The organism is Pseudomonas sp. I8001, assembly GCF_013385345.1.
GTDB lineage: Bacteria > Pseudomonadota > Gammaproteobacteria > Pseudomonadales > Pseudomonadaceae > Aquipseudomonas.
This window is the reverse complement of record NZ_JACAQC010000035.1, coordinates 15,417-28,966: the sequence shown is the minus strand read 5'-3', so window position 1 is coordinate 28,966 and position 13,550 is coordinate 15,417. Positions and strand designations below refer to the sequence as shown.

Sequence of the window (13,550 nt, the reverse complement as noted above, 5' to 3'; positions counted from 1 at the left end):
TGAGCTATCAGGAGCGGTTTTCACTCGCGTGCGTATTTTAGTTGTGCATGTGCAAGGGACCTCATGAAGCAAAAGCAGACTCTCGGAACCCCTCGGTTATTGGGCATTGTGTGGCCTTTTATCGCCGTCGTGCTGTTCCAGGCATTGTTAGGCTGCGTCAGTCTCTACGTACTCTCGGCGGTGCGCGGTTATGTGGCGGGCGAAAGCCTGTGGTCCAAGGGCCAGAAAGACGCGATCTTTTACCTGACGCTCTACGCCGACAGCCGCGACGAAGCCACCTACCTCAAATACCAGAACGCGATTGCCGTACCCCAGGGCGGGCATGAGCTGCGGCTGGCCCTGGACCGCCCGACGCCGGACCTGCCTGCCGCGCGCCAGGGCATCCTCAAGGGCGGTAACCACCCTGACGACGTTTCCAGCCTGATCTGGCTGTACCTCAACTTCCGCCATTTCAGTTACCTGGAAAAAGCCATCGAACTGTGGACGGTGGGCGATGGCTACCTTGTGCAACTGGACGACCTGGCCCAGGAGATGCACCGAGCGATCATGGCCAATCAGGTCAGCGGCAGCGACGTACACCGCTGGAAGCAGCGGATCTTCGCGATCAACGACGGGGTGACGCCGGCCGCGAAAGCCTTCAGCGATGCCCTGGGTGAAGGCTCGCGGATGATCCTGCGCCTGCTGCTGGTGACCAACCTGGCCACGGCACTCGGCTTGATCGTGCTGGCGCTGTTGCGCACCCACAAGCTGCTGGCCCAGCGACATGCGTTTGCCGACGCGCTCCAGTTGGAGAAGGAGCGGGCGCAGATCACCCTGGAGTCGATTGGCGACGGAGTGATCACCACCGATGTCGACGGCGCCATTGCGTATATGAACCCGGCCGCCGAAGCCCTGACCCATTGGAAAGCCGCCCAGGCCCAGGGGCTGCCGCTGGCGGCGCTGTTCAACCTGCTGGACGAAAATGCCCAGGCCGACGGCTTTACCCTGATCGAACACATATTGGGCGGCCAGCTCGGTGGGGGCAGCGAGCACTCCAAGCTGATCCAGCGCCTGGACGGCACCACCGTGTCCGTCACCCTGGTGGGCGCGCCGATCCGCAGTGCCGGCAAAGTCGTCGGCGCGGTGCTGGTGTTGCACGACATGACACAGGAACGCCAGTACATCGCCAACCTGTCCTGGCAGGCCACCCACGACGCCTTGACCGGCCTGGCCAACCGCCGCGAGTTCGAGTTCCGCCTGGAGCAGGTGCTGCACAACGTCGGGCGCCAGCAAACCGGGCGCCATGCCTTGATGTTCCTCGACCTGGACCAGTTCAAGCTGGTCAACGACACCTGCGGGCATGCCGCGGGGGATGAACTGTTGCGGCATATCTGCGCGCTCTTGCAGTCCGACCTGCGTGAAGGTGACACCCTGGCCCGGCTGGGCGGCGACGAGTTCGGCATCCTGCTGGAGAACTGCCCGGCGCCGGTGGCGGAAAAAATCGCCGAAAGCCTGCGCCACACCGTGCAGAGCCTGCACTTTGTGTGGAAGGGCAGGCCGTTTGTCACCACCGTGAGTATTGGCCTGGTGCACATCACGCACGCCCCGACCACCCTGGAGACTTCCCTGCGAGCCGCCGACATGGCGTGCTACATGGCCAAGGAAAAGGGCCGCAACCGGGTGCAGGTGTATCACGCCGATGACTCGGAATTGTCCCTGCGCTTTGGCGAGATGGCCTGGGTGCAGCGCCTGCACATGGCGCTGGAAGAGAACCGTTTTTGCCTGTACGCCCAGGAAATCGCGCCCCTTGGGCACACCGAACAGGGGGATGGGCATATCGAAATCCTGCTGCGCCTGCATGACGAGGCGGGGCGGATCATCCTGCCGGACAGTTTTATCCCGGCCGCCGAGCGTTACGGCTTGATGACCTCCCTGGACCGTTGGGTGGTGGAGAACGTGTTCAAGATCATCGCGGGCTGCATGCGTGAGCGCCCGGGCCGGCCCATGGCCATGTGTGCGATCAATCTGTCAGGCACTACCATCGGCGATGAGGACTTTCTTGGGTTCCTGCGTGAGCAATTCATTGCCTATGGCATTCCACCGGAAATGATTTGTTTTGAAATTACAGAAACCAGCGCTATAGCGAATTTGGGTAGTGCGATTCGTTTTATCAACGAGCTCAAAGAGTTAGGGTGCCATTTCTCCCTGGATGACTTCTGCGCCGGGATGTCCTCGTTCGCATATCTTAAACATTTACCTGTAGACTTCTTGAAGATCGATGGAAGTTTCGTAAAGGATATGCTGGACGACCCGATTAACCGCGCTATGGTCGAAGTGATCAATCACATCGGTCATGTCATGGGTAAGCGCACAATTGCCGAATTTGTCGAGACACCCCAGATCGAACAAGCCTTGCTTGAGATCGGGGTCGACTACGCTCAGGGATACCTGATCGAGCGACCGCAGTTGTTTACCTTTGATAGTTTGCAGTGTCGACCTGTGCGACCGCAGCCTCTGTTATTCAAGGCGCCTGGCACGTTCCGATGAAACATTTGCTGGTCTGTACATATCACAAATCAAAAGGAGCCCGACAGTGATCGACACATTCAACAGAACCGGCCCGCTTATGGAAGCCTCAAGTTACCCCGCCTGGGCGCAACAGCTGATCCAGGACTGTAGCGAGAGCAAGCGTCGCGTTGTCGAACACGAACTGTACCAGCGCATGCGCGATAACAAGCTCAGCGCCAAGACCATGCGCCACTACCTGATTGGTGGCTGGCCGGTGGTTGAACAGTTTGCGTTGTACATGGCACAGAACCTCACCAAGACCAAATTTGCCCGCCATCCTGGGGAGGACATGGCGCGCCGCTGGCTGATGCGCAATATTCGCGTGGAACTCAACCACGCCGATTATTGGGTGCATTGGGCCCGCGCCCATGGTGTCAGCCTGGAAGAATTGCAGGCACAGGAAGTGCCGCCGGAGCTGCATGCACTGAGCCACTGGTGCTGGCACACCAGCTCGGCCGATTCGCTGATTGTCGCGATTGCCGCCACCAACTACGCCATCGAGGGGGCCACTGGGGAGTGGTCCGCCGTGGTGTGTTCCACCGGCGTCTATGCCGCGGCTTTCCCTGAGGAAGACCGCAAGCGCGCGATGAAGTGGCTGAAGATGCATGCCCAGTACGATGACGCACATCCCTGGGAAGCCCTGGAAATCATCTGCACCCTGGCCGGCATGAACCCGACCAAGGAACTGCAGGTAGAGCTGCGCCAGGCGGTCTGCAAGAGCTACGACTACATGTACCTGTTCCTGGAACGTTGCATGCAGCTGGAAAAGTCGGTGGCCGCCCCCCGCAAACAACCGGCCCTGGTTGCCAGCGAGGCGTAAACGGGGTGATGGCGGGGTAAATTACCCCGCCATTGCCAGCCGATTGCGGCCTTCACGCTTGGCCACATACAAGGCACTGTCCGCCCGGCGCAACAGGCTCTCGGCGGACTCTCCCGCCAGCAAGGTCGAGCAGCCCAGGCTCACCGTCAATTCGATCCGCTCATCATCCGCCCAATAATCCTGGGCCTGTGCCGCCTGACGCAGGCGCTCGCCGACCATCGACGCCGCGTCCCGGCCGGTGTTGGACAGCAGGATCAGAAACTCTTCCCCGCCAAACCGGAACACCATGTCCACATTGCGCAGCTGGCTCTTGATCGAGGCGGCGACCGCCTTGAGCACCTTGTCGCCCGTGGCATGGCCGTGGCTGTCGTTGATGTGCTTGAAGTGGTCGATGTCCAGCATCAGCAAGGACAGGGGTTGCAGGTGCCGGCGAGCCATGTCGATTTCCCGTTGCAGGGTCTGGTCCATGGCGATGCGGTTACCGGTTTCGGTCAGTGGGTCGCGCAGGGCACTGCGAGTCGCCGCACGGTAGAGCAGGGCATTGCGCATCGGGTAGAGCAAGGTGGCCAGCAGCGATTCCAGGTTGGCCAGTTCGTCTTCGAGAAAGCGTTGGTTGCGCCGAAACACCAGTTCGCCAAGGTGCTCGCCTTCATGGCTGAGGGCATAGCTCACCGAATGATGGCCGCGGTGACCGTACTCCAGGCGCAGGTCGCTGGCTTCGTGGCGGTATTGCAGGGCGTCCAGCGGCACCAGGCGTTGGATCTCGCGGAAGAACAACGCAAGGATATGCTCCGGCTCCAGGCTGGTTTGCAATTGCATGCCCAGTTGCTGGCGAAGTTGCTCAACCGTCGCGGGGCGTCGTGTAAGAAGGGAAGGCTGACCAAAGCCCAGGCGTTGCAATTTGGCGCTGTCGAAGTCAATTGCGTTGGTCTGGGTCGGTGTTTTCATAAGCGAATGAGCCTCTAAGCACAAAACTGTCTTACAGGCTGGGTGAGAGCGTCGTACTGTTCCTTCAGTTCCGTAGGACTGACGTACAGTCTAGCCCGGTTTGTCTAAGGGTATAACTGCCGCACGTCTTATAGCCGGGGCCGCGTCGCCGCGGGCCCCGGGTTAGGGCTTATTGTTTTTGCGGGTCGAACTGCTTGTCGCGGATAAACAGCGCTGGGATTACGCCGCAGATAAAGTACGCGCCGCCCATGACCAGGAATCCCACGCCAATCGAGCCATGGGACGCCAGGAAACCAATGGCTGCTGGTGCCACCGCCGCGCCGATTCGGCCAATGTTGTAGGCGCCGCCCACTGCCGAGCCGCGAAATTTCGCTTCGAAGCTTTCGGTCATGTAGGTCGCATTCACGCCGTAGGGGATGCCGTACAGGAAACCGAACACAATCAGCATCCACAGGATGTTGTCCGGGCTCTGGAACAGCACGATCACCGGCAGGAAAATCGCCGTGCCCAGCGCGCCGACGGCGAACACCAGGCGCCGGCCCAGGCGGTCTGCCGCGAGCCCGGCGAGGATCTTGCCGAAAATCATCGCCGCGTAGGTGCCGACCATGTAGCTGGTCATCGACTTGAAGTTCATCCCCAGCTCGCCTTCCAGGTATGACGGCATCCAGTTGTTCACGCCGTAGTAGCCGAACTGCAGGAAGCCTGCGGTCAGTGCCCAGAGGATAAACATGCGGCTGGCTTTCGGGTCGCTGAAGATCAGCTTGAACATGCCGTCGGGTTTCTTCGCCGACACGCGCTTGATGCCTTCGGCCTTTTCCCGGGCACGTTCGGCCTGGGCCTTGATCCAGGCTTGCGGCTCCGGCACCAGGCGTTGCATCAGTACGGCGAGGATCACCGGGATGATCGCCACGTAGAACAACCAGCGCCAGCCGTGGTTCGGCAGGATCCAGCCGGCGAGCAGGGTGGCGACGATGTAGCCCACCGACCAACCGGCCTGCAAGGTGCCGAGCACGGTGGTGCGATAGCGGGTCGGCACGTATTCGGCCATCAGGGTGTTGCACGCGACATACAGCGCGCCGAGGCCCAGGGACGCGAAGAAACGGGTGCTCGCGAACTGCCAATAGCTGTGGGTCATGCCCAGGATCGCCGTGCCGGCGGAGAACAGCACGATGCTCCAGACCACGGTTTTCACCCGGCCAAAACGGTCACAGGCCCAACCGCCGTAAATCCCGCCGATGGCCATCCCGGCCAGGGTGAAGCTGCCCAGGCTGCCGGCTTCGACGCTGGTTAGGCCGAACTCGGCCTTGAGGCTGCTGAGGCTGTAGGACAGCAGCATCAAGTCGGCACCGTCGATCAGCAGGCCGAGGAAGCAGAAGATGAATACGATGATCCACAGTTTGTTTTGCGCGGGCGACAACGCACCCGCCGAAGCGGCGACTTCCATAGCGATACCTTGTTGTAGTTGTTAGGGCACAAGTTATGGGTGTTGCGGTAATGCGGTTGGAACACGGTCAAAATGTGGGAGCGGGCTTGCTCGCGAAAACGGTGTGTCAGTTAATGCATCCGGTGGCTGATGTACCGCATTCGCGAGCAAGCCCGCTCCCACATTGGTCCAGTGTTGTTCCCGGGGTTCAGTGCTTGGCCTCGCGAATCATGTTGCGGGCGATCACCAATTGCTGGATCTGCGTAGTGCCTTCATACAGGCGGAACAAGCGCACATCGCGATAGAACCGCTCGATGGCGTACTCGCTCACATACCCGGCACCGCCGTGAATCTGCACACAACGGTCGGCCACCCGACCGCACATTTCCGTGGCGAACATTTTCGAGCAGGACGCTTCGGTGCCGATGTTCAGGCCTTCGTCACGCTTGCGCGCAGCGTCCACCACCATGCAGCGGGCGGCGTAGATCTCGGCCTTGCTGTCGGCGAGCATCGCCTGGATCAGCTGGAACTCGGCGATCGGCTGGCCGAACTGCTTGCGCTCCAGGGCGTAGTTCAGGGCATCGTTGAGCATGCGCTCGGCGGCCCCGACGCTGACGGCGGCGATGTGCAGGCGGCCCTTGTCGAGCACCTTCATCGCCGTCTTGAACCCCACGCCTTCGACGCCGCCGATCAGTTGGTCGGCCGGTACGCGCACGTTGTCGAAAATCACGTCGCACGTGTGGGCGCCTTTCTGGCCCATCTTGTGGTCGCGCTTGCCCAGGGACAGGCCGGGGGTGTTGCGCTCGACAATGAATGCACTGATGCCGCCCGCGCCCTTGATGTCCGGGTTGGTACGGGCCATCACCGTGTAGATCCCGGCGTGGGGGGCGTTGGTGATAAAGCGCTTGGTGCCGTTGATGACATAGTGGTCACCGTCGCGCACCGCCGTGGTTTTCAGCGAGGCGGCGTCGGAGCCGGAGTCCGGCTCGGTCAGGCAGAACGAACTGAGCAGTTCACCGCTGGCGAGTTTTGGCAGGTAGTGCTGCTTCTGCGCCTCGGTGCCGTCCAGCAGGATGCCGATGGAGCCGATGCCGTTGTTGGTGCCGAAGTAGGAACGAAATGCCGGCGAGGTGCGGCCCAGTTCGAAGGCCACGTTGACCTCTTCTTCCATGGTCAGCCCGAGGCCGCCGTAGGCTTCAGGCAAGGTCAGGCCAAACAGGCCCAGCTCGCGGAACTGGCTGACGATATCCGCCGGGACGTCATCGGTCTCGGCCAGTTCGTTTTCCCGGGGGATCAGCGCCTCGTTGACGAACTGCTGCAGGGTTTCCAGCAACAGATGAAGCGTTTCGGGGTCTCGGATCATGTGCATTCCTCAGCGGCCCGTTCGGCGGGCCTGTTGTCGTCAATCTGCCGAGGCCTTGCACCGATCTGTCTAGCGGGCGGCGGCCTCGATGTTGTTCACCATGTGCTTGAGACGGGGCCCGATGTCGTCCTCGAGTTTCTCCCGGGAAAGGTGAAAACTCGGTCCGCCACAGTTGAACGTCAGCAGCCCATGTTGTGCATGCAGCAGCGGTACGGCGATGGCGTTTACATCGCGGTGCCACTCACCGATCGACATGCAGTAGCCGAAGTCGGTGTAATCCCGGAAGGCACGTTCCAGACCCTTCCTGATGCCCGGCCAGTCCTCCAGATGACGCTGGCGGATATGGTCGAGGATAAATTCCCGCTCGTTTTCCGGCATCGCTGCCAGGCAGGCGCGGCCTGCGGAACTCAAGTGCAACGGCAACCGTGTGCCGACCTGGCGGCGCATGGTCATGTTGGCTTCACCCTGGACCACGTCCAGGTAAACCATGTCCAGGCGGTCCCGCGTGGCCATCGCCACCGCGGCCTGGGCGTACTTGGCCATCGTCTCCATCAGCGGATGGGCCACGGCCCGCACCGACAGGTTCGACAGCATTGCGTAACCGAACGCCATCACGCCCACATCCAGCTGATACCGGCCTGACTGCGGCAGGTGCTTGAGATAGCCCAAGCGGGTCAGCGTATGGGTCATCCGCGTAATCGTCGGCTTTGGCAGCCCGGTCTTGCGCGCCAGCTCCTGGTTACCCAGCACGCTTTCGCTGGGGGTGAAGCAGCGCAGCAATTCCAGGCCACGGGCCAGGGCGGTGACGAACTGGCGGTCCTTGTCTTCTTCCTCGTCGGCATTCATCGGATCGATCAGCAAGTGCTCGAAGGCGTGGTTACCGGCAGGTGTTTCGGGTGTGTTCGGGTCCAGGTTTCGACGGCGCATGTTAGTCCCCCTTTTTTTAGAAAATCAACAAAACAAAATTGTATTCCGCACAGCGAAACTAATCAACTTTGCGTGGCGTTGTCTTTTTGTTTAATAAAACTCGTCTAAACAACGAGTTATAGCCCGATTTATCGAAGGGTCAGGTTTTTACGTTTACATCACGGCGACTCGGTCCTTATGATTATCGCTAAATACGGAATGTTGTTTCGCATAGCGAAACTGGCGATATCCGAACTAACAAGAACATTGCAGCAGGAGAATTTGTGGCCAGCCTCGACCAACCCGTAGTGCACCTCGACGTCCAGGACAATGGCGTCGCCGTGGTACGCATCCACCGTCCCGAAGTGAAAAACGCCTTGAACGCCCAGGTTCGCGAAGAGCTGGCCGAGCACTTTCGTGCTCTGGCCAAGCGCCGTGATGTGCGCGCCATCGTGCTCACCGGCGGCGACCAGTTCTTCGTGGCCGGTGCCGACATCAAGGAATTCGCCAGCGCCAGCCCGATCGAGATGTATCGCCGCCACACTGAATACCTGTGGGAAGCCATCAGCCGCTGCCCCAAGCCGGTGATCGCCGCGGTGAACGGGTTTGCCCTGGGCGGCGGTTGTGAGCTGGCCATGCATTGCGACCTGATCGTCGCCGGGGAATCGGCGCGCTTCGCCCAGCCCGAGGTCAAGCTGGGCCTGATGCCGGGCGCCGGTGGCACCCAGCGCCTGGTGCGCGCCGTGGGTAAGTTCCAGGCCATGCGCATCGCGTTGACCGGCTGCATGGTCAAGGCCGCGGAAGCCCTGGCCATGGGCATGCTCAGCGAAGTGGTGGCCGACGACCAGACCATCCCCCGCGCCCTGGAACTGGCCGCGCAGATCGCCGCCTTGCCGCCACTGGCGGTGGAACAGATCAAGGAAGTAATGCTGGCCGGCGCCGACCTGCCGCTGGAAAGCGCGCTGGTGTTGGAGCGCAAGGCCTTTCAACTGCTGTTCGATTCGGCAGACCAGAAGGAGGGCGCCGCGGCGTTCTTCGAAAAACGCACCGCGAACTACCTGGGGGAATGACAATGGCTGATTCAATCAAGATCATGGGCCTGGTAGGCACCGGCGTGATGGGCGCCGGGATTGCACAGATTGCCGCTCAGGCGGGCGTGTTGGTGCGCTTGTTCGATGCCCGCGACGGTGCGGCGCAAACCGCTCGGGATAACCTCGGCGCCACGCTCTCGAAGCTGGCCGCCAAGGGCAAGATCACCCAGGCAGCGGTGGACGCTGCGCTTGCGAACCTGCAAGTTGCCGCCACCATTGAGGCGTTGCGCGATTGCAACCTGGTGGTGGAAGCCATTGTCGAAAACCTCGACGCCAAGCGCGGCCTGTTGCAGCAGCTGGAAAGTGTGGTCAGCGCGGCGTGCATCCTCGCCACCAACACCTCGTCGCTGTCGGTCACGGCCATCGCCACCGGCTGCCGACACCCTGAGCGGGTCGCCGGGCTGCACTTTTTCAACCCGGTACCGTTGATGCGCGTCGTCGAAGTAATCGACGGCCTGGCCACTGCACCGAAGGTCGGCGATGACCTGCTGGCCTTCGTCGGCCGTACCGGCCATCGCGGCGTGCGCGCCAAGGACACCCCGGGTTTCATCGTCAACCACGCCGGCCGTGCGTACGGCACCGAAGCCTTGAAGATGCTCGATGAAGGCATTGCCGAGCGCGGCGACATCGACCGTATCCTGCGTGAAGGCGCAGGCTTTCGCATGGGGCCGCTGGAACTGCTGGACCTCACCGGGCTCGACGTTTCCCACCCGGTGATGGAGTCGATCTACAACCAGTTCTATCAGGACCCGCGCTACAAACCATCGCCCCTGACCCGCCAGATGCTGGTGGGCGGACGCTTCGGGCGCAAGAGCGGGCAGGGCTTCTACCGCTATGAAAATGGCCAGGTGGTGGACGGCCCGCAGCCGCAGCCGGTGCCTTCCATCAAGCAATTCCCGCCGGTATGGATCGCCACCGAAAACGCCGAAGACTACGAGCGCCTCAGCGCCCTGGTGATCGAGTTGGGCGCACACCTTGAAAGCGCGGCGCAGCCTTCGCCTGAAGCGTTGTGCCTGCTGGCGCCCTACGGTCTCGACGCCACCTCGGCCAGCGAGCGCTTCCACACTGACCCGGCACGCACCCTGTGCATCGACCTGCTGACCGACCTGTCGCGCCACCGCACCCTGATGCAAAACCCGCTGACGTCCACCGCCACCCGCGATGCCGCCCACGCGTTGCTCGCCAGTGACGGTGTAGGTGTGACAGTGATCAGCGACAGCGTCGGCTTCGTTGCCCAGCGCACCCTGGCGATGGTGGTCAACCTGGCCTGCGACATTGCCCAGCAACGCATCGCCAGCGTCGACGACATTGACCAGGCCGTACAACTCGGCCTGGGTTATCCACAAGGCCCGCTCGCCTGGGGCGATGCCCTCGGGCCACGGCGCATCCTCACGATTTTGCAACGCATGAGCGAACTCACCCACGACCCGCGTTATCGTCCCAGCCCCTGGCTGCGGCGGCGTGCCGTGCTGGGGATTTCCCTGCGTCATGAAGAGCCGGCAGTCGGCTGATTTCGATTCATCACAGGACAAGAATAATGGGTGCATTGACAGGTTTGCGGGTGCTGGACTTAAGCCGGGTATTGGCCGGGCCCTGGTGTGGCCAGGTGTTGGCCGACCTCGGCGCGGAAGTGATCAAGATCGAACGGCCACAGAGTGGCGACGATACCCGCGGCTGGGGCCCGCCGTGGATGAAGACCGACACCGGCGAGTCATCCGGGCAGGCGTCTTATTACCAGTCCACCAACCGCGGCAAACTATCCGTGGCCATTGACCTGGCCACCAGCGAAGGCCAGGAACTGGTGCGGGCCCTGGCGGCCAGCTCCGACGTACTGATCGAAAACTACAAGGCCGGTTCCCTGGCACGTTATGGCCTGGATTACGCGACCCTGGCCGAGATCAATCCACGGTTGGTGTACTGCTCCATCACCGGCTTCGGCCAGACCGGCCCGCGCGCCGAAGAACCCGGCTACGACTTCATCATCCAGGGCATCGGCGGCCTGATGAGCATCACCGGCGAGCGCGACGACCTGCCCGGCGGCGGCCCGCAAAAAGTCGGCGTGGCGTTCTCCGACCTGATGACCGGCCTGTATTCCACCGTCGCGATCCAGGCCGCGCTGCTCAGCCGCGAACGCACCGGCGTTGGCCAACACATCGACATGGCGCTGCTGGACGTACAAGTGGCAACCCTGGCCAACCAGAGCATGAACTACCTGGCCTCGGGCAAGGTGCCGCAGCGTTTCGGCAACGCCCACGCCAACATCGTGCCGTACCAGGTGTTCCGCGCCGCCGACCGCGACTTCATTATTGCCTGCGGCAACGACAGCCAGTTTGTAGCGCTGTGCCACAGCATCGGTTTGCCGCACCTGCCGGAAGACCCGCGCTTTCGGCGCAATGCCGATCGGGTTGCGCATCGGGCGGAGATTGTCGAACTGTTGTCGGCGCACTTCCTGGGGCGCACGGCGGACGAGTGGGTGGCGAGTATTCACGCCTCGAAAGTACCGGTGGGGGCGATCAACAACATCGCGCAATCCCTGGAAGAGCCGCAGGTGATTGCCCGTGGGTTGATGGTGAAGATCCCGCATCCCAGGAATCCGCAGTTCGAGATGGTCGGCAGCCCGATCAAGATGTCGGGCACGCCGGTAGAGTATGTAAGACCGGCGCCGATGTTGGGGCAGCATACCGATGAGGTACTGGGCGAGCGCCTCGGCTTGTCGGCAGAGCAGTTGGGGCAGCTCAAGGCAGGAGGGGTGATTGAGCAACTTGACTGAAGGATGGCGGCCCATAAGGCCGCCATCTTTGCGCACGACTTTTTAGCGCGCGACTTCTTTAAGGTAGGCAGTTCGGGCCGCAACGGCAGTCGGCGTGAAATCCGTAAACACACCGTCAACACCGGCGCGGAAAAAGGCCATGTATTCCGCCGCCGGGCTGCCCTTGTAGGCGCCGGCCAGGTATTTGGCTTCGTTGCGGAAGGTGAAAATATGCACGAACAGGCCGGCCTTGTGCGCATCGCTGATCAGGCTGGTGGGCTTGAAGGTATCGACCTCGGGCAAGCCGGGGTTATGCGCTGAAGCGGCAGTCAGCGACATCGCTTGCGGCTTCCATGGCCCGATGCCGTCGGCGTAGGTCTTGACCTCGGCCAGCCCGGCCGGGGTCAGCATCGCACCAAAGGCGCGTGGGTCGCCGGCGACGGTCCAGCTGTAGGGGCGGCCGCTGACGAAGGTGTTGGGTTTGTCGGTGATGAAAATGGTCTCGCCGGTCTTGAAGTTCACCCCGTTCCCATCCACCAGTTGAACCGCCCTGGTTTGCAGGCCGATGGAGCGCAGGTATTTCAGGCTGTTCGGGTCGAAGCTCTGCACGAACACCGGCGCGTCTTTGCGATTGAGGTTGTTGTCTTCAAGGGTCTTGAGAAACGCCGCTTCGAACGGATGACTGCCCGGCGCGCCGCAGCCGTTGGCGATGGCCTGGGCATTGTTCCAGATCGGGTTCTTGCTTTCCGGGTAGGTGGTAATCACGCGGCCCGTGGCGGCGCTTTTGGCTTTCGCGATGTCGATCACTTCCTGGAAACTCAGGATCGGCAGCTTGCCGTTGAGTTCGGTCGGGCGCTCGTCGCGGGCGTCGTACGTCGTGCCGCCGATCCATTGCTTGAGTTCGGCCAGGGTGAAATCGCTGATTGACCAGTCGTTGGTATGGTCTTCGCCATCCACGATCAAGGACTTCAACACGGATTTTGGATCGTTGGGGTCAGTCAGATCACTCAGGTACTGGGCCGGGCCATTTTCTGCAGTGGCCGGATACCTGACGTTAACCAGTACACCCGGCACCGTGCGCTTGCGGCGTGCAACTTCGGGATTGGTCTTCGCGACGTCGCTGATGTTGGTGTTGTCGCTCAACCAGGGATTGTGCCGGGCCACCAATACACAGTCCTTGGTCATGTGCAGGTCCAGCTCCAGCGAATCCGCACCAGCGTCGGCTGCATGCTCGTAGGAGGCCCGGGTTTCTTCCGGGTACAGTCCTGGCAGGCCGCGATGGCCGATAACCAGCGGCGGTGCACCGTCCAGGGTTTTGAACGAAGCAGGCGCGACAGGCGCGCTCCTGGTCACACTGTCACACGCGCTCACCGTCAGGCTGCATCCGATAACGATAAAACGGGCAAGCAGGGTTTTTACCGCTGGCGGGCCTGAGCGAGTGTGCATGTGTCGTCCTTCAAGAAGAGGGTAGGGGCGGGGTATCTGCGGATGTTGGCGTTGACGTATGACAGCGTCGTGACAGGAAGTGGCGTGGTGATTTTCCAGTGCGGCGCACCTGGGGTGAAGCAAAAATCTCACTGAATGCTTGACTTCTCCTTTTCAATCAGTAACATACGGCGCATTCCGCGATAGCTCAGTTGGTAGAGCAAATGACTGTTAATCATTGGGTCCCTGGTTCGAGTCCAGGTCGTGGAGCCAGATAG

10 protein-coding genes and 1 tRNA gene are annotated in these 13,550 nt (G+C 61.6%); 6 read left to right on the top strand and 5 right to left on the bottom strand.

Features of this window, described 5'->3' with window-relative positions; translation table 11 throughout:
• The first annotated feature begins 63 nt into the window (after window positions 1-63).
• Window positions 64-2,526, top strand: a complete 2,463-nt coding sequence (locus HX839_RS23345; RefSeq protein WP_008433239.1) for an EAL domain-containing protein — start codon at window positions 64-66, stop codon at window positions 2,524-2,526.
• A 79-nt stretch (window positions 2,527-2,605) separates the two neighbouring features.
• Entirely contained in the window at window positions 2,606-3,367 is a 762-nt protein-coding gene (locus tag HX839_RS23340) for a TenA family transcriptional regulator (RefSeq protein ID WP_218166164.1), read from the top strand.
• Window positions 3,368-3,388: 21 nt separating this feature from the next.
• Here HX839_RS23340 and HX839_RS23335 read toward each other — a convergent pair whose 3' ends face one another.
• The 4 genes from HX839_RS23335 to HX839_RS23320 all read right to left on the bottom strand — a co-directional run bounded on the left by HX839_RS23335 (window position 3,389) and on the right by HX839_RS23320 (window position 8,028).
• Complete coding sequence (locus HX839_RS23335) at window positions 3,389-4,315, bottom strand: GGDEF domain-containing protein (protein ID WP_003216729.1); 927 nt, start codon at window positions 4,313-4,315, stop codon at window positions 3,389-3,391.
• Between the two features lie 169 nt (window positions 4,316-4,484).
• Window positions 4,485-5,759: an MFS transporter gene (locus HX839_RS23330; RefSeq protein WP_003216727.1), complete on the bottom strand. Its 1,275-nt coding sequence runs from the start codon at window positions 5,757-5,759 to the stop codon at window positions 4,485-4,487.
• A gap of 187 nt (window positions 5,760-5,946) precedes the next feature.
• Window positions 5,947-7,101 carry an acyl-CoA dehydrogenase family protein gene (locus HX839_RS23325; RefSeq protein WP_003216725.1) on the bottom strand — a complete coding sequence of 385 codons (1,155 nt, stop codon included), beginning with the start codon at window positions 7,099-7,101 and terminating at the stop codon, window positions 5,947-5,949.
• Window positions 7,102-7,170: 69 nt separating this feature from the next.
• Complete coding sequence (locus HX839_RS23320; RefSeq protein WP_008433245.1) at window positions 7,171-8,028, bottom strand: IclR family transcriptional regulator; 858 nt, start codon at window positions 8,026-8,028, stop codon at window positions 7,171-7,173.
• Window positions 8,029-8,291: 263 nt separating this feature from the next.
• Between HX839_RS23320 and HX839_RS23315 the strand changes: the two genes are divergently transcribed.
• Genes HX839_RS23315 through HX839_RS23305 form a run of 3 tightly spaced genes read left to right on the top strand, consistent with a single transcriptional unit; the run spans window position 8,292 to window position 11,868 of the window.
• The gene (locus HX839_RS23315) at window positions 8,292-9,077 is read left to right on the top strand and encodes an enoyl-CoA hydratase (protein ID WP_087692953.1); all 786 of its coding nucleotides are present in this window, start codon (window positions 8,292-8,294) and stop codon (window positions 9,075-9,077) included.
• Between the two features lie 2 nt (window positions 9,078-9,079).
• Complete coding sequence (locus HX839_RS23310) at window positions 9,080-10,609, top strand: 3-hydroxyacyl-CoA dehydrogenase (protein ID WP_177067734.1); 1,530 nt, start codon at window positions 9,080-9,082, stop codon at window positions 10,607-10,609.
• A gap of 26 nt (window positions 10,610-10,635) precedes the next feature.
• On the top strand, window positions 10,636-11,868 hold the full coding sequence (locus HX839_RS23305) for a CaiB/BaiF CoA-transferase family protein (RefSeq protein WP_003216714.1): 1,233 nt from the start codon (window positions 10,636-10,638) through the stop codon (window positions 11,866-11,868).
• Window positions 11,869-11,910: 42 nt separating this feature from the next.
• Here the strand turns inward: HX839_RS23305 and HX839_RS23300 are convergent, their stop codons facing one another.
• The gene (locus HX839_RS23300) at window positions 11,911-13,293 is read right to left on the bottom strand and encodes a glycerophosphodiester phosphodiesterase family protein (RefSeq protein ID WP_177067733.1); all 1,383 of its coding nucleotides are present in this window, start codon (window positions 13,291-13,293) and stop codon (window positions 11,911-11,913) included.
• A 176-nt stretch (window positions 13,294-13,469) separates the two neighbouring features.
• Here HX839_RS23300 and HX839_RS23295 point away from each other — a divergent pair.
• Window positions 13,470-13,545, top strand: a tRNA-Asn gene (locus tag HX839_RS23295).
• Window positions 13,546-13,550 lie beyond the last annotated feature (5 nt).